The organism is Microcystis sp. LE19-84.1B, from assembly GCF_027531875.1.
In the GTDB taxonomy this organism is placed as follows: domain Bacteria; phylum Cyanobacteriota; class Cyanobacteriia; order Cyanobacteriales; family Microcystaceae; genus Microcystis; species Microcystis panniformis.
The window spans coordinates 1-18363 of the sequence record NZ_JAPZSR010000330.1; the positions used below are offsets into that span (position 1 = coordinate 1).

Annotated in this window: 20 protein-coding genes; 15 read left to right on the forward strand and 5 right to left on the reverse strand. The window is 44.2% G+C overall.

Features of this window, described 5'->3' with window-relative positions; genetic code table 11:
* Positions 1–110 precede the first annotated feature (110 nt).
* From O9324_RS18605 to O9324_RS18660, 12 genes are all read left to right on the forward strand, one after another.
* A complete protein-coding gene (locus O9324_RS18605) occupies positions 111–278 on the forward strand; it encodes a hypothetical protein (RefSeq protein WP_288140973.1) in 168 nt (55 codons plus the stop codon).
* An 890-nt stretch (positions 279–1168) separates the two neighbouring features.
* On the forward strand, positions 1169–2245 hold the full coding sequence (gene acsF / locus O9324_RS18610; protein ID WP_288140974.1) for a magnesium-protoporphyrin IX monomethyl ester (oxidative) cyclase: 1077 nt from the start codon (positions 1169–1171) through the stop codon (positions 2243–2245).
* Between the two features lie 157 nt (positions 2246–2402).
* Positions 2403–2933 carry a zinc ribbon domain-containing protein gene (locus O9324_RS18615; RefSeq protein WP_288140975.1) on the forward strand — a complete coding sequence of 177 codons (531 nt, stop codon included), beginning with the start codon at positions 2403–2405 and terminating at the stop codon, positions 2931–2933.
* Positions 2934–3641: 708 nt separating this feature from the next.
* Complete coding sequence (atpD, locus tag O9324_RS18620) at positions 3642–5042, forward strand: F0F1 ATP synthase subunit beta (protein WP_288140976.1); 1401 nt, start codon at positions 3642–3644, stop codon at positions 5040–5042.
* Positions 5039–5446 carry a F0F1 ATP synthase subunit epsilon gene (locus O9324_RS18625; protein ID WP_288140977.1) on the forward strand — a complete coding sequence of 136 codons (408 nt, stop codon included), beginning with the start codon at positions 5039–5041 and terminating at the stop codon, positions 5444–5446. The genes atpD and O9324_RS18625 overlap by 4 nt, the downstream gene beginning before the upstream one ends.
* Before the next feature lie 18 nt (positions 5447–5464).
* A complete protein-coding gene (locus O9324_RS18630; RefSeq protein ID WP_288140978.1) occupies positions 5465–5824 on the forward strand; it encodes an AtpZ/AtpI family protein in 360 nt (119 codons plus the stop codon).
* The gene (locus O9324_RS18635; RefSeq protein WP_288140979.1) at positions 5817–6110 is read left to right on the forward strand and encodes an ATP synthase subunit I; all 294 of its coding nucleotides are present in this window, start codon (positions 5817–5819) and stop codon (positions 6108–6110) included. Before O9324_RS18630 ends, O9324_RS18635 begins: the two co-directional genes overlap by 8 nt.
* Before the next feature lie 12 nt (positions 6111–6122).
* Positions 6123–6839 carry a F0F1 ATP synthase subunit A gene (locus O9324_RS18640; RefSeq protein ID WP_288140980.1) on the forward strand — a complete coding sequence of 239 codons (717 nt, stop codon included), beginning with the start codon at positions 6123–6125 and terminating at the stop codon, positions 6837–6839.
* The gene (locus tag O9324_RS18645; protein WP_002768905.1) at positions 6832–7110 is read left to right on the forward strand and encodes a F0F1 ATP synthase subunit C; all 279 of its coding nucleotides are present in this window, start codon (positions 6832–6834) and stop codon (positions 7108–7110) included. The genes O9324_RS18640 and O9324_RS18645 overlap by 8 nt, the downstream gene beginning before the upstream one ends.
* Positions 7111–7114: 4 nt before the next feature.
* The gene (locus O9324_RS18650; protein WP_288140981.1) at positions 7115–7903 is read left to right on the forward strand and encodes a F0F1 ATP synthase subunit B family protein; all 789 of its coding nucleotides are present in this window, start codon (positions 7115–7117) and stop codon (positions 7901–7903) included.
* Positions 7900–9426, forward strand: a complete 1527-nt coding sequence (locus tag O9324_RS18655; RefSeq protein ID WP_288140982.1) for an alternate F1F0 ATPase, F1 subunit alpha — start codon at positions 7900–7902, stop codon at positions 9424–9426. The genes O9324_RS18650 and O9324_RS18655 overlap by 4 nt, the downstream gene beginning before the upstream one ends.
* 33 nt (positions 9427–9459) lie before the next feature.
* On the forward strand, positions 9460–10362 hold the full coding sequence (locus O9324_RS18660) for a F0F1 ATP synthase subunit gamma (RefSeq protein WP_288140983.1): 903 nt from the start codon (positions 9460–9462) through the stop codon (positions 10360–10362).
* A gap of 586 nt (positions 10363–10948) precedes the next feature.
* On the opposite strand, the gene clpB is transcribed toward O9324_RS18660, so the two are convergent.
* The 4 genes from clpB to O9324_RS18680 form a co-directional block, all read right to left on the reverse strand.
* Positions 10949–13609 carry an ATP-dependent chaperone ClpB gene (clpB, locus tag O9324_RS18665; RefSeq protein ID WP_288140984.1) on the reverse strand — a complete coding sequence of 887 codons (2661 nt, stop codon included), beginning with the start codon at positions 13607–13609 and terminating at the stop codon, positions 10949–10951.
* A 92-nt stretch (positions 13610–13701) separates the two neighbouring features.
* A complete protein-coding gene (locus O9324_RS18670) occupies positions 13702–14187 on the reverse strand; it encodes a GNAT family N-acetyltransferase (RefSeq protein WP_288140985.1) in 486 nt (161 codons plus the stop codon).
* A 22-nt stretch (positions 14188–14209) separates the two neighbouring features.
* The gene (locus O9324_RS18675) at positions 14210–14512 is read right to left on the reverse strand and encodes a hypothetical protein (RefSeq protein ID WP_002768918.1); all 303 of its coding nucleotides are present in this window, start codon (positions 14510–14512) and stop codon (positions 14210–14212) included.
* A gap of 119 nt (positions 14513–14631) precedes the next feature.
* A complete protein-coding gene (locus tag O9324_RS18680; RefSeq protein WP_002788992.1) occupies positions 14632–15525 on the reverse strand; it encodes a methylenetetrahydrofolate reductase in 894 nt (297 codons plus the stop codon).
* A 230-nt stretch (positions 15526–15755) separates the two neighbouring features.
* Here O9324_RS18680 and O9324_RS18685 point away from each other — a divergent pair, with 230 nt between their 5' ends.
* Entirely contained in the window at positions 15756–16484 is a 729-nt protein-coding gene (locus tag O9324_RS18685) for a GDSL-type esterase/lipase family protein (protein WP_288140986.1), read from the forward strand.
* Complete coding sequence (locus O9324_RS18690; RefSeq protein WP_288140987.1) at positions 16484–16639, forward strand: hypothetical protein; 156 nt, start codon at positions 16484–16486, stop codon at positions 16637–16639. Before O9324_RS18685 ends, O9324_RS18690 begins: the two co-directional genes overlap by 1 nt.
* 288 nt (positions 16640–16927) lie before the next feature.
* Here O9324_RS18690 and O9324_RS18695 read toward each other — a convergent pair whose 3' ends face one another.
* Complete coding sequence (locus O9324_RS18695; RefSeq protein ID WP_288140988.1) at positions 16928–17149, reverse strand: hypothetical protein; 222 nt, start codon at positions 17147–17149, stop codon at positions 16928–16930.
* Between the two features lie 277 nt (positions 17150–17426).
* Between O9324_RS18695 and O9324_RS18700 the strand changes: the two genes are divergently transcribed.
* The gene (locus O9324_RS18700; protein ID WP_288140989.1) at positions 17427–18185 is read left to right on the forward strand and encodes a dCTP deaminase; all 759 of its coding nucleotides are present in this window, start codon (positions 17427–17429) and stop codon (positions 18183–18185) included.
* Positions 18186–18363 lie beyond the last annotated feature (178 nt).

Here is an 18363-nt window from a genome sequence, read left to right on the forward strand (position 1 = left end):
ATACAGTGAGTTCTTTTCTTCTTCCGTGAATTCTAGGTTAATCATGTTTTTAATGAGTGCTTTGCTTCTAATTATGACTCTTAAACTATATTATTGTCCTTGAGTAAAAAATGCAAGTTGTAGCCGTGCAAAGTATAGAAGTAAATGGTAAACTTCTTAATGATGTGATCGCTTTGGCAAGAGGGGGAAGTGGTTATGTTTTAACAGTGTTAATTGGATTATTAGCGCAAAAAATGTCTGCAACTGATAGAGCGATCACTGCATATACACTTACCTAGCCAGAAGAATCTCAAAATCAGCAATTCCAAAATAAAAGTTAATCAGTCTTCTTTGAGATGAGGAGGAGCGATCACCTCTCACTAAGTACGGATGCCAGCGCCAATAACGCCAACCATCTCCAAACGTAGTAAAAAATCTCTCGCAAAATTTCACGAAAAACCTAACTTGCGCTGGCGAGATAACTAGAGATTATACAGAAACTTTCCGTATAACACTCTTGAAAGTAACAATATGTGGAAAGTTTCGGCATATTACCCCATTTAGGCGTGATCGCCAGAAGTTTTCCCTATATCACCCCCAAAAGCGTGTTAGCCAGACTAGCATCTTGCCAAAAACCTTGGTTAACTAAATTCCTGACAATTAAGCTCATTCTAGCCATGATTCCTCTGTCTGACCCCACCCTTAGCAAAAATTTATAATTATTCGACCTTTAGCGATCGCTATCGGGGGATAGTTGTTTTTTGTTAGAGCATTGGGGAGAAGGGAGCGGGTTGTTGAAGTTGGATTGGGAGTTAATCATAGTACAAGGCAACAGGCTCCAAAAAAGAAGGTAGAAACTAAGCACATCAAAGCTTTTAACTTAACCAATTAGGTTTTAGATTCGGTCCTTGTTATCAGATGTGGGTTTTCAGTTCACCGATTACTGATGACTGTTTACCGATCACTGCACAAACCCCACACCCCCGAACATTTGTCAAGACTCCCAGCGAAAAATCTGGGTTTGTTCACACAGCTTAATTAAGAGTTGTAACTTTTAATGAACAGGAAGGGAGTCTAGGGCTGAGAGCTTGCTATAGTGAATCCTAGCCGTTTTTTCACGGCTGGTCATTATCAAGTCAGAGCCTTTACTCGTCTCAATCATCATCCCAGAGTAAAATCAATAATCCCTATGGTCAGCACGATCCAAAAACCAGAATTCGAGGAAATCCGTCCGGGTATAAAAGTTCCCGCTAAAGAAACGATCCTCACTCCCCGCTTCTATACCACTGATTTTGAAGCGATGGCGGAAATGTCGATCGCCGCTAACGAGGAAGAACTGAAAGCGATTTTAGAGGAATTCCGTACCGATTATAACCGGCATCACTTCGTTCGCAATCAAGAATTTGATCGCTCTTGGGAGCATATCGATGGCGAAACTCGTCGCTTATTCGTGGAATTTCTGGAAAGATCCTGCACGGCCGAATTTTCCGGCTTTCTTCTCTACAAAGAACTCGGCAGACGTTTAAAAAACAGAAATCCCGTTCTCGCAGAATGCTTTAACCTCATGTCCCGGGACGAAGCGCGTCACGCTGGATTCCTCAATAAGGCTTTATCGGATTTTAACCTCTCCCTTGACTTGGGATTTTTAACCAAAAGCCGTAACTACACCTTCTTTAAACCGAAATTTATCTTCTACGCCACCTATCTTTCCGAAAAAATCGGTTACTGGCGCTATATCACCATTTATCGCCATCTTGAACAACACCCCGAAGATCGGGTTTATCCGATTTTTAACTTCTTCGAGAATTGGTGTCAAGACGAAAACCGTCACGGGGACTTCTTTGATGCGATCATGCGTGCGCAGCCTGATATTCTTAATGATTGGCGCGCTCGTCTCTGGTGTCGTTTCTTCCTGCTTTCGGTCTTCGCTACGATGTATCTCAATGATACTCAGCGTTCTGGTTTCTACGCCATTCTCGGTTTGGACGCTCGCGAGTACGATAAGTCTGTAATCGAGAAGACCAATGAAACCGCCGGCCGCGTCTTCCCGATTGTTCTCGATGTGGATAGTCCTGAATTTTATGATCGCCTAGAAATTTGTGTTCGCAATAACGAGGGATTACGGGCGATCGATAGCGAAAACAGTGCCGCACCGGTTAAATTCCTGAAGAAATTGCCTATCTTCGCCTCTAACGCTTGGCAATTCCTCAAATTGTACCTGATGAAACCGATTCGGGTCGATAAATTAGCCGGTAGCGTCCGTTAAAAAGTTTGTTTTCTTGAGACATGGTGAGGGTGGGTAAAACCACCCTTTTTTTGTCGATAAAATTCTTAAGAAAATTCTCTAACATTTCTATCCTCGCTAGACTGGATCCTAGGGGTGTGAACTAGGTTTTTACTTTTTACTTTTCACTGTCAAAAATATGGCTATTTATAGTGAATTACCCACAGGACAACGTCTATATCTCGATAATCAAGGGCTGCAGACGATTGTAACCCTCGCTAGTGGTGCGGTGGGACAACAACAGCAGTCTAGCAGTAGTTTTGCTACGGGAGTTTGGACACAAGAACCCCAAATAGAGATAATTCCCCAAGGGGCAATTATTGAAATTATCACTGAAACCGGACCCCACAGAATCCAAATTCAAGGAACCAGTATCGGTTTTTCCTCCCCTCATACCTCTGGAGTTTCTCAGTCCTCTCAATCGACAACCGCTACCAGTTTCTCCTCCTCACCAATGCAACCAATGCAACCGATGCAACCGATGCAACCGATGAAAATGGGTAATATGTCGATGAATTTTACCCCCATGGAAATGCAAATGGGAGATATGAAAATGAGTATGGGAGACACAAAAACCGTCAGTAAAGCCCAATTTTGTAGTCAATGTGGGGCAAAAGTAGCGGCAACCGATCGCTTTTGTAGTAGCTGTGGTCATCAATTACAGAAATAAAACCTGTTAGCTAGGGTTTGCGGCAAAAAGTTTTTCGTGGGGGTAGGGTGTGACCCCCCCAACCCCCCCGACATCGGGGGGGCAGGTGGGGTGTGGGGTGTGGGGTTTTACGGATTTTGAGGGGGTCAGTTACCTAATTTTCAGGTAAAAAGTACCTGAATTTTACCCCCGATCACTCCAATGGTTGGCAATTTTTGAGGGAAAAAAAGTCTAAAAGTTTTATCCAACAAGGTTTTTAGATTTATTCAGCAACCCCTAGCTAGATTCACAGGGACTTTTGGGGCAAAATTTTGTTTATGTTGGCTGAATTGACCTGCTTCTAACCAGATTCGTCCACAGCGATCGCACTTTTCGTACTAAATCGCCTGTTTATCGATGTCTAATACCAAATTTCTAAATCCATGACAGACATCCACGCTCGAATGCTTGCCAAGCCGGCATTCGTTGTGACGCAAATAAAGAAAAATGGTATAACATCCTCAACATCTGTTGACGACAATGGGGACAAGCGGAGACGGGCGATCACTGCTTGTCCCTTGGTCTAGTACACTTGTCTAAAGATTCCGAATCCTTAATCTGTTGCAATCGTTCCGCAATATTCCCTATCTCGATTTATTTGATCTCTGGATGGACTGGGGCGGTGAGTGAGCATCTAGATTGTAATATCAAGCCGTCCTAAAAAGACGGGGTTTCAGAGCCAATTTTTCGATGAACGATCAACGAGATATTAACAAACTCAACGCTGGCTCTGTATTGTCAGTGCGAGGAAGCATCATTGATGTCTATTTTTCCCAAAGGCTGCCAGAACTTCATAGCCAACTTCAGGCGGGAGAAGATGGCAGTGTAGCGATGGAAGTTGTGGCCCATCTTAACTCCCAACTGGTACGGGCCATTTCACTGAAGCCAACAGCTGGTTTAGCTCGCGGTTCTCCAGTCATCGATACGGGTCATCCCCTGCGAGTTCCAGTGGGCGAGGGGTTGCTCGGCAGGATGTTGAATATATTTGGGGAAACAATTGACGGACAAGAACAGATAGCTGAGGGAGAATGGCGTTCAATTTATGCAAATCCGACTCCCCTGTACGAGCGAACCACTAGCTCGGAGATTCTCAAAACCGGTATTAAAGCCATAGACGTGCTTGTCCCGTTGGAACGGGGGGGGAAAGCAGGATTATTTGGCGGAGCGGGTGTTGGCAAGACGGTTTTGATTACCGAAATGATTCATAACATCGTCAAGCAACATCAGGGAATTAGTATCTTCTGTGGAATTGGGGAGCGATGTCGGGAAGCCCTAGATTTATACCAAGAAATGCGGGGAGCCGGGGTTTTGCAGAATACGGTGATGATCTTTGGGCAGATGGATGAACCCCCCGGTGTCAGATTTCGCGTCGGACACGCCGCACTGACAATGTCGGAATACTTTCGCGACACGGCCAAACAAGATGTCTTACTATTAATTGACAATATCTTCCGCTTTATTCAGGCCGGTTCAGAGGTATCGGGGTTGATGGGACAATTACCTTCACGGGTAGGGTATCAGCCGACATTAGCCACGGAACTGGCAGAGCTAGAAGAGCGGATTTGCAGTACGGCTACAGGCGCAATCACCTCCATTCAAGCAGTCTATGTCCCAGCCGATGACTTTACCGATCCGGCGGCTGTTCATACTTTTTCTCATCTATCGGCATCAATTGTACTCTCTCGCCAGCGAGCAAGTGAGGGGTTTTATCCGGCGGTGAACTTACTGCAATCGGGATCGAAAATGTTGATGCCACCCATTGTCAGCGAACAACACTATCGCATCGCCCAGGCAGTGCGACAAACCCTAGCGAACTACGAAGAACTCAAGGATATTATTGCCATGCTAGGATTAGAAGAACTTTCACCGGCTGACCGGCAGATTGTGGCCAGAGCCAGACGATTAGAAAAGTTTCTCACCCAGCCTTTCTTTTCTACCGAACAGTTTACAGGAATGGCGGGTAAATTTGTCGAGCTAGAAGCGGCCTTAGCAGGATGCGATCGCATTCTTCAAGATGAATTTTCCGATTATCCAGAGAAGGCACTTTACATGATTGGCACGATTGATGAGGCGGTAAAGGTAAAGCTATGACAGGCACGATGAAACTCCTAGTTATATTGCCCACCCGAATCCTATTAGAGACAGAAGTTATTAAAGTCACGGCAGAATCGGGAAGCGGTTGCTTTTGTCTGCTGCCACATCACATTGATTTTGTCACCGCTATCTTGCCCGGATTGCTGTCTTTCACCACTCCTCAAGAGCAGGAGAGATTTATGGCCGTGGATGAGGGCATTTTGGTCAAATCTGGTTTTGACGTGCGGGTTTCTACTCGCCATGCTGTTGAAAGTGCCGACTTAGGATGCTTAAGAGAGGCGGTAGAAAAGCAGTTTCAAATCTTAGATGAGCGGGAAAAACGCACTCGCGTGGCCCTGACAAAACTGGAAGCTAACATGATCCGGCAATTTATCGAACTAGGAGGGCAGCGAGGAAACTAGACGAGAAATAATGGAAATATGGGTACTAATAAAATGGCAGCAAGAAGTCATCAAAAAAATCGTTTGCGCTTTAGCCGCAAGGTAGGGGGCCAGGAAGAGCGTAAACTCAGAGCTAGAGTAGAAAAGAAGCACAGTATATGGTTTGGCCTGGGGTTATTGGGATTGGTCGGCTGGTCAGTCGTTCTACCCACTCTCTTAGGTATGGCACTCGGTATCTGGATCGATCGAGAATGGCCGAGTCGCTTTTCCTGGACATTAATGTTAATGTTGGCTGGGTTGATGCTGGGCTGTCTGAATGCCTGGCAGTGGGTTAAGCGCGAACAATCCGCCATCGAGCGCGCACGCGAGCAATCGAAAAAGGAACTCAATCATGATTGAACTGCTGTATTTTCCTCTGGCACTATTGGCGGGAATGGCCTTGGGTTTGGCCTATTTTGGCGGATTGTGGCTAACGGTGCGTCAACTCCCCAGAACCCATAATCCCACGGTATTAACTTTGATTAGTTTTTTGGGGCGTACAAGCATAATTTTGCTGGGATTTTATGCGATAATAGCTGCAGTCCCCCACTTGCCAGTCCTCCACTTGCTGTTAAGCCTGGCCACCTTCTTCTGGACGAGAAATCTAATATTGCAGCAGGTACAACCTAAATTCAGAAGTAACTAAGTACAATAGCTGATGTATATAAGTCCTGACAAGATTATTTTCTGGCAATCAGGAGCAATTGCCCTTAATGCTACTCTGTTATTTACTTGGGGGTTAATGGCGTTATTGGGCATTAGTTCCTGGCTAATCACGCGCCGACTATCGACAGATACTCGTCTGTCTCGCTGGCAAAATGTTTTGGAAGTTGTAATCGAAGAATTGCGGGGTCAAATAAGAGATATTAGCGGATGCCAACCGGATATCTACTTGCCATTTATTGGTACTTTGTTTATTTTCATCGCCGCTTCCAATCTCTTAGAAATCATCCCGGGATATCATCCGCCTACGGCCTCTCTTTCTACAACGGCAGCACTTGCTATCTGCGTTTTTTGGGCGGTGCCATTTTACGGCATACGTCAGTCAGGGTTAAAAAAATATCTCAATCACTATCTACAACCCCATCCCTTGATGTTACCTTTTCATCTGATTGGGGAACTGTCACGCACTTTGTCCTTGGCTATCCGGCTGTTTGGCAATGTGATGAGTGATGTCATGATAGTAGCTATTATTTTATCCATTGCCCCTCTTTTTTTCCCGATTATCATGCAGGTATTGGAGCTACTGACTGGATTAATTCAAGCGTATATTTTTGCGATTTTGGCTATGGTTTATATTGCTTCGGCAACAGAAGCACAGCAAGTGGTTAATAATTCTCATACGGGAGAAAAGGAGCAAAGAAACCATGAATAATATTGGCTTGACGGCAATGATATCAATTTTAGCGGCTGGATTAACTATGGCGATCGGTTCAATAGGGCCAGCACTGGGAGAGGGAAGAGCCATCGCTCAAGCTTTGACCGCTTTGGCGCAACAGCCAGACGAAGCCAATACGATTACTCGAACGTTATTTGTTGGTTTGGCATTTATTGAGTCAGTGGCAATTTATTGTTTTGTGATTTCGCTAATTTTAATTTTTGCCAATCCTTTTTGGGGTTATGTAGTGACTAAAGCGGGGGGATAATTCCGTGGCAGTTGATTGGTTTACCTTTTTGTCCCAAATTGTCAATTTCTTGATTTTGGTGGCTGTACTGCAAAAGTTTCTCTACCGTCCTATTATTCAGGCAATGGAACGTCGGGAAAAAACAATTAGCGATCGCCAGCAAGCTGCCGAACAAAAGTGCCAATTAGCGCGAGAAGAAATCGAAAAATACCAACAAATGCAGCAAGATTTTGCGACTGAGCGCTCGACGATGTTGGCTCAAGTTAAGGCAGCAGTTGCACAGACGCAAACAGAGTTAATGCAAGGTATCCGCACTGAAGTAGAAGAAGATCGATCTCGCTGGCAAGAAATAGTTCAACGGCAAAAAGATGCCTTTTTGCAAGAGTTGCGACATCGAGCATTACAACAGATTCAGGAGACAATTCGCCAAGTTTTGGCAGCTCTAGCCGATGTCCAACTTGAACAGCTTGTCATTCAAGTTTTCCTCGAGCGAGTTCGCAATTGGGATCGGGAAGAGAAAAGAGTGCTTTGTCAAGCGATCGCCGCAACGGCCAAGACGCGGGAGGCAATCATCTCTAGCAGCTTTGAAATCTCGGAAGAATTGCGGCAGCAAATTATCTCAGTTCTTCGCCAAGAACTTGTTGGTGATCTGGATATAAAATTTGAAGTGAAACCGGCCCTTATCTGTGGCATTGAGTTAAAAACCTCTGGCCGAAGAATCGCCTGGAATGTCGAGGAATTTTTGAACGACTTTGAAGAGGATTTAGCCGTTGTCTTTACGCGAGAGACGAGGGGTAATCAAAAAATACCATGAACCGAGATGAGCAAGCTTTACATCGATTGCTAGAGGATACCTTCTCTACCTGCCAACGGATTTTAGGCGAGCAGCGCCCACAACTTAAATACCGAGAAATTGGCACGGTAAACTTTATCGGTCAAGGGATTGCCCGGATTGCCGGCTTGCCCGGCGTAAAATCGGAAGAAATTGTTTGTTTCCAGGGAGATTCTCTGGGTATGGCCTTTAACTTGGATATTGATGAAGTCGGCACTATCCTCTTAGATAAAAGCGAACATTTAAAAGCAGGGGATGAGGTACGCCGGACGGGACGAGTGCTAGATGTGCCAGTGGGGGACGGACTCTTAGGGCGAGTAGTCGATCCCATGGGTCGCCCCTTGGATAACCGGGGGCCAGTGCGGGCGGCACAAAGATATTTGGCCGAGCGAAAAGCCCCAGCAATTATGGATCGCGCTCCAGTGACAGTACCGCTGCAAACGGGCTTAAAGGTGGTGGATGCTCTGATTCCCATCGGGCGGGGCCAGCGAGAATTGATTTTAGGCGATCGCCAAACAGGAAAAAGCTCGATCGCTCTTGACACGATTATCAACCAGAAAGGTGAAAAGGTGATTTGCGTTTACTGCGCGATCGGACAGCGCAGTTCGGCGGTGGCTAAGTTCGTCGCTGACTTGCAGCAGTATGGGGCGATGGACTACTGTTTGGTCGTCTTTGCCGCTGGGGAAGAACCACCGGGCTTGCAGTTTATTGCTCCCTACGCCGCCACGGCCATGGCAGAGTATTTTATGGAGCAGGGCCATGATGTCTTGATTGTTTATGATGATTTGACCGCTCATGCTCGCGCTTATCGAGAGCTATCGCTGCTATTACGCCGTCCTCCCGGTCGAGAAGCTTTTCCAGGGGATATTTTCTACATCCATTCTCGTTTGCTCGAACGCTCTACACGCCTAAATGCTGCCCGAGGAGGTGGTTCTTTAACTGCATTGCCGATTGTCGAAACCGAAGCCCAAAATATCTCTGCTTACATTCCGACCAATTTAATCTCAATTACCGACGGGCAAATCTATCTCTCTCCCGTGCTGTTTCAAAAAGGAATTTTGCCGGCGGTAGATGCGGGTAAGTCGGTGTCGCGAGTGGGGGGGAAGACTCAATTAGCTGCCTATCGTGCTGTGGCGAGTGATTTACGCCTATCTTATTCCCAGTTTGAAGAACTAGAGGTTTTTTCCCGTTTTGGCACTCGTTTAGATGAAGTCACTCGTCAAACTTTAGAACGAGGGCGGCGCGTGCGGGAAGTTTTGAAACAAAATCAGTACGAACCGATGCCGGTTCCCGAACAAATTGCTATACTCCTAGCGGTGACATCAGGGGTATTTGATCGATTGATGATCACGGAAATCCCAGCGGCCGAAAAAGCCGTCGCTTTAGCAATACGCCAGCAATTACCCGCAATATGCGTTCACCTACAATCTGGCAAAAAACTGAGCGATGGGGATTTCCAGAATTTAGTCAATATAGCCAAACAAGCAATTGCTATTCCGGAATAAATTAACTCGACTAATTGCCAATCCACACAGATCATGCCAGTCCTTGAATTGCTACAACGACGAATTGCGATCGCACAAGAACTTCAATCCGTTGTCAAGACCATGAAAGTTCTTGCAGCGGCCAGCATTCATCAATATGAACGGGCAGTAGAATCCCTTATTGAGTATAATCGTACCATCGAGATGGGCTTGCAAATTGTTTTAGGATCAGCAGTATATCAACACCATGCGATCGCTGCAAGCCCCAGAAAGCTTCCGAGAAATAGTCATTTAGGTGCGATCATATTTGGTTCAGATCAGGGTATGTGCGGTCAGTTCAACGAGCAGATTGTCCGCTACGCCGTTACTCAGATTCAGCACTTGTCTATTGACTCCAGCCAACTCGCAGTCTTGGCTGTAGGTGCGCGGGTAATTCCCCCCTTAGAAAATGCGGGAATAGTCAGCGAACGGAACTTTGCGATGCCCACTTCTCTTGCTGGCATCACGTCAATGGTTCAAGAACTGCTACTACACATCGAAATGTGGCAATCTCAAATGCAAATAGATAAAATTGCCTTGTTTTACCATAAGCCTCGCTCCAATATATCCTATCAACCTCATGCCTTACAATTATTACCTGTGGATAACAAATGGCTACAAGACTTACAGCAAAAAAGGTGGGTAGGAGCCACTTTGCCTACTTTTACTATGGATTGGAGTCAGTTGTTTTCTGCCTTGATCGAGCAATATTTGTTTATTTGTCTGTATCGTGCTTTGGCTGAATCTTTGGCTAGTGAAAATGCGAGCCGACTGGCATCGATGCAAGCATCCGAGAAAAATATAGAAGAGCAATTAGCACAACTTCACGCTCAATTCCAACAGGAACGGCAAACTGCTATCACCGAAGAAATGCTGGAAATCGTCTCTGGTTTTGAGGCACTAATTAGAGTTTGCTGAAAAAGTTTTTCCTGGGGGCAGGGTGTGGGGTTTTACCGATTTTGAGGGGGTCAATTACCTAATTTTCAGGGAAAAAGTCCCTGAATTTTCCCCTCGCTCCCTCCAATGGCTGGCACTTTGTGATTTCAAAAAAGCCTAAAGATATTATCCAACAGACCTCGACCTAATATTATCTCAAGACCAAAAGTCTTTCTAGTTAAGAACTATACCCGAATAAAAATTATTTTAATTGCCTCATATTTTTTCAGTGAAATTGAATTAGCAACGATAGATATACATTTCAGTTATCGAACTATTTAAGTAGTACACAAGCTAAAAGCAAGCTGTGACTGGGTTATAATTTTTGGAGATGTCTAACAAGGTTTTTAAGTAGGGAGGCACAATTATTTGTAGGATGGGTTAGCGGTAGCGTAACATGAGCGGGCGTTGGGTTTCATGCTTCAACCCAACCTACGTTCATCTTATATTTAATTCCACCCACCCACTTAGATTTATTCAGCAACCCCCAGCTAGATTTACAAGGCCTTTTGTGGCAAAATTTTGTTTATGTTGGCTGAATTGGGGGGAATATATCCCCTATCTGGTTTTAATCCGAACTGAGGTTAACCACAGCTAATTCTAATGTTTGCTCTTCCTTTTCTAGCTCCTTTTTGCTAAAACTTAACACCTCATCCAGACAATCAATTACCACCGTATCCCCTTCCATAAAAGCTTGTTCGAGAATTTTTGTGGCTAAAGGATTCTCTAACTCCCGTTGGATAGCGCGTTTTAAAGGTCGCGCACCGTAGGTGGGATCGTAACCAACAGTAACGATATGATTTTCTGCTGCTGCGGTTAATTCTAGATTGATTTTTTGTTCTGCTAATAATCTTTCCAGACGCTGTAATTGCAGACGAACAATGTAACGCAATTCTTCTTTTTTCAGGGTATGGAAAATAATTAAATCGTCGATACGATTCAAAAATTCGGGACGAAAATGACTCCGCAAAGCTGTTAAAACCCGTTTCCGCATCTCCTCATAATCGGCATCTTCGGAAACATTTAAAATATGGTCACTGCCAATATTACTGGTCATGACGATAATCGTATTCCGAAAATCCACCACTCGCCCCTGAGAGTCGGTAATGCGCCCATCGTCAAGCACTTGTAATAAAATGTTAAAAACATCCCGATGGGCTTTTTCCACTTCATCCAATAAAACCACAGAATAGGGACGACGACGCACCGCTTCCGATAGTTGTCCCCCTTCCTCGTAACCCACATAACCCGGAGGCGCGCCGATTAAACGCGAAACCGCGTGTTTTTCCATGTATTCCGACATATCGATGCGAACCATGGCTTCCTCGGAGTCGAATAGTAACCCCGCCAAGGCCCGCGCTAACTCGGTTTTACCCACTCCTGTGGGTCCCATAAATAGGAATGAACCAATCGGACGCGAGGGATCTTTCATTCCTGCGCGTGCGCGTCGAATCGCCGCTGCTACTGCCGTGACTGCTTCATTTTGTCCGACCACTTTTTTCTGTAAATGAGACTCTAATTCTAATAATTTTTGTCGTTCCGATTCCATTAAACGATTGACGGGAATTCCTGTCCACCGGGCAACTATTTCGGCAATATCAGCATCAGTTACCTGTTGTCTTAACAGGGTCGAACCTGCCGCTTGAATAGTTTCTAGTTCTTTTTCTTTTACTTCTAATTCCCCTTGTAAAATTTCTAGTTTGCCATACTTTAATTGGGCTGCTTTATTGAGATCATAAGCTCGTTCAGCCTGTTCCACCTGTAGGCGCAATTGTTCTTCTTCCTCTCGCAATAATTTAATTTCCTCGGCGATATGTTTTTCGGTTTGCCATTGGTCAGCGAGAGGCTTTTGTTTACTTTCTAATTCCTCAATTTCTTCGATAATTCTTTCTAAACGCTCTTGAAAAGCTCGATCTTTTTTCTCCTCTTTTTCTAAGGAGAATTTTTCCATCCGTAACTGCATTAAGCGACGATCTATCATTTCCAAATCGGCGGGTTTAGTGGTACTTTCTACCTCTAATTTGGCCGCCGCTTCATCAACTAAATCGATCGCTTTATCGGGTAAAAAACGATCACTAATATAACGATGGGATAGGGTAGCTGCTGCCACTAGGGCTGAATCGGTAATTGTCACCCCATGATGCAGCTCATAACGTTCTTTTAAACCCCGGAGAATTGAGATAGTATCCTCCACGGAAGGTTCCTTAATATAAACCTGTTGAAAACGTCTTTCTAAAGGGGGGTCTTTTTCAATATGATTGCGATATTCATCTAAAGTTGTCGCCCCAATACAGCGCAATTCTCCCCGAGCTAACATAGGTTTTAATAGGTTGCCCGCATCCATCGATCCCCCTTCCCTAGAACCCGCACCGACAACGGTATGTAGTTCATCGATAAAGAGAATAATTCGCCCTTCTGATTGGGTAACTTCTTTCATGACTGACCGCAATCTTTCCTCGAATTCGCCTCGATATTTTGCCCCAGCGATTAAACTTCCCATATCGAGGGAAATTAACTGACGATTTTTCAAAGATTCGGGAACATCTCCGTTAACAATCCTTTGGGCCAATCCTTCAGCAATAGCGGTTTTTCCTACCCCCGGTTCACCGATTAAAACCGGGTTATTTTTCGACCGTCGCGAGAGGACTTGTACCACCCGTCGAATTTCTTCATCACGACCGATAACTGGGTCTAATTTGCCTTCTTTGGCCGCTGCTGTTAAATCCCGGCCATATTTATCTAAAGCTTCGTATTTTTCCTCTTGATTGGGTTCAGTAACCTTTTGAGTACCGCGAATCGCTTTGATGGCTAATTCTAAATCTTGGGGGTCAAGATTGAAAGTGCGTAAACATTTCCGGCCCACCCTTTCATCTTCGGCAAAACCGACGAGAAGATGTTCGACGGAGATAAATTTATCTTGCCAACTTTCCCGGGATGCTTCCGCGCGATCGAGCAGCAGATCGAGACCACGACCTAGGTATAATTGATCGACGATGGCCACTTTCGGCTGTCGGTTGGTGAAGACTTCTAGCTGTTGTTGCAGTCGCGGAATTTCTATATTAGCTTTTTGTAAAATCCGGGTGGCTAGACCGTTATTCTGCTCTAGGAGGGCAATAATAACGTGTTCCACCTCTAAGGTCTGATTTTTGAAGCGTCGCGCAATTTCTTGCGATTTAACGATCGAATCCCAAGCTTGTTCGGTAAATTTATTCGAGTCTGTGGGTTGCATTCTGCACCAATGAGGAAAGCCAGTGTCAGAGGTATAGTATAGCAAGGAGTCTCGATCGATCACAAAGTTCTAGGCTCGAGAAAGGGTCTGACTTATTGATCACTATTACCCAATTGGGTTAAAGCAGTCCCGGTGAGACGACAAATTTGCCACTCTTGGAAGACCTTAGCCCCCATTTTTCCATAAAAATCGATCGCCAGTTGATTCCACTCTAAGACAGTCCATTCTAAAAGTCCTGCATCCCTAGCGACGGCAATTTTAGCCACAGCCATTAGTAAAGCTTTCCCGATACCTTGACCGCGATAATCGGGTAAAACGAAGATATCTTCTAGGTAAAGCCCCGGTTTAGTTATAAAGGTGGAATAGTTAGCAAAAAATAGGGCAAAACCGACTATTTTACCCTCTACTTCCGCCACCAATGCTTCGATGTAGGGTTTTTCTCCGAATAAATGCTCCCCTAAAGCTTGACTATTTCCTGTCATTAAATGGCTGAGTTCTTGATAGGCCGCTAAGGCAACAATTAAGTCAAAAATAGCCTTGACATCGGTAGAAACGGCAGCACGGATGGAATAATTCATGATTGCTGGTCAAATCTTGATTTTAATGCTGATGATGTTTATGGGGAGATTCAGCAGGGGGAGAATTAAGATTGGAAAAATGACCGTTATTTAATCCCATCCCAACGCTACCAATACTGAAAAGTCCCATGGACACAAAACCGGCCGCAATTGTCCCCATGGCCACGGTTCCAATGGAAACTACTCCCATAGGAACAATACCGATGGAAATAACGCCCATGGGAACAATGCCAATGGAAATTATACCAGTGGGGGCAATACCGATCGACAACCATTTTCGCCCACCACAACTATTCTCTTTTTCTTGACCTAGATTGGAATCCATGCTTTTAATCCCGAAGATGCTTTGAGCCTTCCCATACTAGGTTAGGGGTAGAATTCTTGTCAAAAGACCGCTAGTCAAAATGAAAGTTAATTTTTTATAAAAACTATTGACTTTTCATCTCAGTTATGTATTGGCGGGATACCAGCCAGATCGAGAATTTTCGGGACTAAATCCTCTCGTTTAATCGCCATGATGTGGACACCTTGACATAACTGCTGGGCTAATTTTATTTGTTCGGCGGCGATTTTGATACCTTCTTCGAGGGGATGAGGTGCATCAGCGAGTCTTTGAATGATCTGATCGGGAATCTGCACCCCTGGCACATTTTTATTTAAAAATACGGCATTTTTAGCCGATTTTAACAGAAAAATTCCCGCTAGAACTGGTTTATCAGCCAGGGAAGCCACCTGCTGCATGAACTTATCAAGACACTCGAAATCCGTAACTAATTGACTTTGAAAAAACTGCGCTCCTGCTTCGATTTTACGCTCAAAACGGCTTTGAAGACCGGACCAACTTTTTGACTGCACATCGACGGCAGCCCCAGCAAAAAGTTCTAGGGGTCCATCCGGTAAAGATTTATCGTTAAAGTCAAAACCTTTATTTAATTTATCGATTAATTTTAACAAACGTACCGATTCTAGGTCAAAAACTGCCCTAGCTTTGGGGTGATCTCCTGCTTTGACGGGATCTCCGGTTAAAGCTAGTATATTTCTCAATCCCAAAGCATGAGCGCCCATTAGATCTGCCTGTAATCCGATCACATTGCGATCGCGACAGGCCATTTGACAGATGGGTTCAATGTCGTGTTGATAGAGAATAGCGGAGGCAGCCAGAGAGGACATTCGCACTACGGCGCGACTGCCATCGGTAATATTAGCCGCATGAACGCGATTTTTTAGCCAGAGGGCCATTTCTAGCATATGACTGGCATTACCCCCTTTCGGGGGAGTAATCTCGGCTGTAATCAAAAATTCTCGGTCTTGAACCGCGCGTCTTAAACGAGTAGTCATCAATTTATCTAGGTTTTAATCATAAATTTTATAGTAGATTTAGCCCGGAAATGGCTCTTAGGCAAGGAATGATCATCGGGCGGCCTTGTTTTATACTGGTCAGTGCCGGTGCTTGGCTGATATCAGATGAGTTAACTGGCAGGAAAAAATTTCTAATGTAGTATAATACACGGACAGTTTAACCAAATTCGTTTACAAGTGTAAAGGACAACCGATTCGATCGAGCGATCATGCAAACTCTTTCTCGTTTACCTACTAAAGACAAAGGCCTAATCATGCCCCATCCCCTCAAAATCGTCGCTTTAGGTGATAGCCTTGTTTATGGCTATGGCGACCCCGTGGGTGGCGGTTGGGCCGAGCGCCTACGTCGTTTGTGGATGGAAAGTGCCGGTCATGCCCTGTATAATTTGGGGATTCGCGGCGATCGAGTGGTACAAGTGTCCGAACGTTTAGAACAGGAATTTCGTCTCAGGGGGGAAATTCGCAATCGTCTCCCCGACCTGATTCTTCTCTCCGTCGGTGTTAATGATACAGCCCGTTTAGGCCGGCCCGATGGTCGTACTTATACCGATCACGATCTTTTTCAAACTCAAATCGAACATTTACTCACCCGGGCCCGTTCTCTTTGCCCGGTTTTGTTTATAGGTATGATTCCGGTAGATGAGCGGAAAATGCCCTTTTTAGATTGCTTTTACTTCAACCATGGCGATCAGTATAGTTTTAAAGAAACCACTAAACAAGCTTGTCTAGAACAAAATATTCCCTATCTCGATTTATTTGATCTCTGGATGAACCGGGGCGATCTGTGGTGTCAAGAAAGATTAATGCAAGATGGACTTCATCCCAATGTCCAGGGCTATCAATCAATTTTAGAGGATATTTTAAACTGGTCGCCCCTCACCTCCTTTGTCGGTGTGGATGGTTTTATTCAACCGTTTACAGGAATTGCAGAAAAGTGATGTCCTCTGTTCTCAGTGTATCTAGCGGCACTACAGAAACCGTAAGAGACAGTAAAGAAACCGGTCAAACTAATCCTATTGAAAGATTAAATAATAATCTTCGACAAAGAGTTTTTAGAGCGTCGGGGTCAGTGACCGTCTATATTGTAATGTAACCGAACTTACCCCATACATACCTAATACAATGCTGAAAAGGCAATTGCGCTACTCGTTCAAAATGTAGTAAATTAAGAGGTAAAATCTGAAAATCATTGCTCTGAATTTGTGACTCAATAAATTCTCGAAAAGGTGGAATCAAAAGTTAATTTTCCCAGACTATATTTTATCGCCATTTCCCAAATACTAGCTTGACTATAGCGTTTCCTGTTGGCAAGAGGTACATTGTCGATGGTGAAAAGCTTAATCAGCAAAGGTTTAACTGTGCCACACAGGTATGAGAAAGGCTATAAATCGACGAGTTTGGGATTGGCAGCCAGAAAATCGACAATCTGTTCCAGTTGCTCAATTTCTTCGTCCACTTCCCGCTCCCGCCAATCCCAGGCGACGGAATAGTAATCGCCCTTTTCCCCACTGTGCTTGAGAAACGAGCCTTGAAAGATACCAAGAGCAGGTTCCCTGACTTTTGGTATAATTCTAACCAAGTGCAGAAATACCATAATTGCCATAACTTAAACCCCATCTACAGGGAAAACCGTAGTTTTGCTTTTTCGGCTACGATCCTTGCATGGCAATGCTTTTAAGGCTTAGTGGCTTGCCCGTGAAATTCCAGTTCTCTAGCTGGTTGCGGTTTAACTATTTATTTGTCATCCAATTACAGCGTTTCTCACAAAGGTGAAGTATATATCAAATCTTGCCGGTAAAGGATTTCAGCCGCGAGAACGTACCTCGTCTACCGGAGAAACGCTGTAACAAGTAATCACAGATTATTTTGGAGTTTGTCTAATGTCAGAAGGAATTCTTTCTAAACAAGATATTGAAGCCAAAATTGATTCAGGAGACTTGGTTTTAAATGCTGTGAAAGCCAATTTGGAAGCTTGCAGCTATGACCTAAGAATTGGAACAATTTTTAAAAATGGTCAAATCATCAATGCAAATCATCCAGAGGCTAATAGGCAATTTGATATTCAACCGGGTGAAATTATAAACTTATTTACATGGGAAGAAATCAAGCTATCGTCAAAAATCATGGCGACTGTTTTTGCCAGAAATGCTGAGAGTTCATTTAAAAGTCTCCTTGTTCTGAATCCAGGTCATATAGATCCTGGCTTTCAAGGACTTATTACTATTAAGGCGATTAACCTCGGAAAAGACCCTTTAAGTATACAAAGAGGTCAAAAAATTTTGACAATAATTTTTGAGGAAATGCCAAATGTCACTACAAGTCCTTACAAGAGAGAGATGTCAATAGCAGAACAAGAACAAAAGTTTAACGATGTCCTAGTTCAGCAAAATACATATAATTTATCTCAAATTATAGTTGGAGGCTCAGATTCACCTTATCCCACTAAACAAGAAGTAGAATTTATGATTGTGAAGCATTGGATAACTGTGTTGACTCTTATTTTAACCGCTGTCGCAGCTTTAACGGGAATTATTGCAGTTTGGATCAGTATGCAACCGAAATCTGAGAATAATAATCAAAATCCAATTCCCTTAGAGAGTCCAAGTCCAACACCATCTCCAAAGGGAACTCAAGGTTAGTAATAATCAAGGCTCTTCGGTTTGTGTTATGCAATGGAGGGGGGTTATAAGGGATGGAACCGTTATATAGAAAGGCATTTAGCGATTTTTGTCAATTGTTTTTTATCTAGAGCGAACTAATCAATTAAGTCTCTTGCCAGATAAGGATTTAGTCGATTTATGCCCCCCTATCGAACCA

Bases quoted from the DNA above. Each gene is read 5' to 3' on its own strand.
- O9324_RS18615 (WP_288140975.1), top strand. From the start codon at position 2,403: ATGGCTATTTATAGTGAATTACCCACAGGACAACGTCTATATCTCGAT.
- O9324_RS18645 (WP_002768905.1), top strand. From the start codon at position 6,832: ATGAATAATATTGGCTTGACGGCAATGATATCAATTTTAGCGGCTGGA.
- O9324_RS18670 (WP_288140985.1), bottom strand. From the start codon at position 14,187: ATGAATTATTCCATCCGTGCTGCCGTTTCTACCGATGTCAAGGCTATT.
- O9324_RS18655 (WP_288140982.1), top strand. From the start codon at position 7,900: ATGAACCGAGATGAGCAAGCTTTACATCGATTGCTAGAGGATACCTTC.
- O9324_RS18630 (WP_288140978.1), top strand. From the start codon at position 5,465: ATGGGTACTAATAAAATGGCAGCAAGAAGTCATCAAAAAAATCGTTTG.
- O9324_RS18685 (WP_288140986.1), top strand. From the start codon at position 15,756: ATGCAAACTCTTTCTCGTTTACCTACTAAAGACAAAGGCCTAATCATG.
- clpB (WP_288140984.1), bottom strand. From the start codon at position 13,609: ATGCAACCCACAGACTCGAATAAATTTACCGAACAAGCTTGGGATTCG.
- O9324_RS18690 (WP_288140987.1), top strand. From the start codon at position 16,484: ATGTCCTCTGTTCTCAGTGTATCTAGCGGCACTACAGAAACCGTAAGA.
- O9324_RS18660 (WP_288140983.1), top strand. From the start codon at position 9,460: ATGCCAGTCCTTGAATTGCTACAACGACGAATTGCGATCGCACAAGAA.
- O9324_RS18695 (WP_288140988.1), bottom strand. From the start codon at position 17,149: ATGGCAATTATGGTATTTCTGCACTTGGTTAGAATTATACCAAAAGTC.
- O9324_RS18700 (WP_288140989.1), top strand. From the start codon at position 17,427: ATGTCAGAAGGAATTCTTTCTAAACAAGATATTGAAGCCAAAATTGAT.
- acsF (WP_288140974.1), top strand. From the start codon at position 1,169: ATGGTCAGCACGATCCAAAAACCAGAATTCGAGGAAATCCGTCCGGGT.
- O9324_RS18675 (WP_002768918.1), bottom strand. From the start codon at position 14,512: ATGGATTCCAATCTAGGTCAAGAAAAAGAGAATAGTTGTGGTGGGCGA.
- O9324_RS18680 (WP_002788992.1), bottom strand. From the start codon at position 15,525: ATGACTACTCGTTTAAGACGCGCGGTTCAAGACCGAGAATTTTTGATT.
- atpD (WP_288140976.1), top strand. From the start codon at position 3,642: ATGAACGATCAACGAGATATTAACAAACTCAACGCTGGCTCTGTATTG.
- O9324_RS18605 (WP_288140973.1), top strand. From the start codon at position 111: ATGCAAGTTGTAGCCGTGCAAAGTATAGAAGTAAATGGTAAACTTCTT.
- O9324_RS18625 (WP_288140977.1), top strand. From the start codon at position 5,039: ATGACAGGCACGATGAAACTCCTAGTTATATTGCCCACCCGAATCCTA.
- O9324_RS18640 (WP_288140980.1), top strand. From the start codon at position 6,123: ATGTATATAAGTCCTGACAAGATTATTTTCTGGCAATCAGGAGCAATT.
- O9324_RS18635 (WP_288140979.1), top strand. From the start codon at position 5,817: ATGATTGAACTGCTGTATTTTCCTCTGGCACTATTGGCGGGAATGGCC.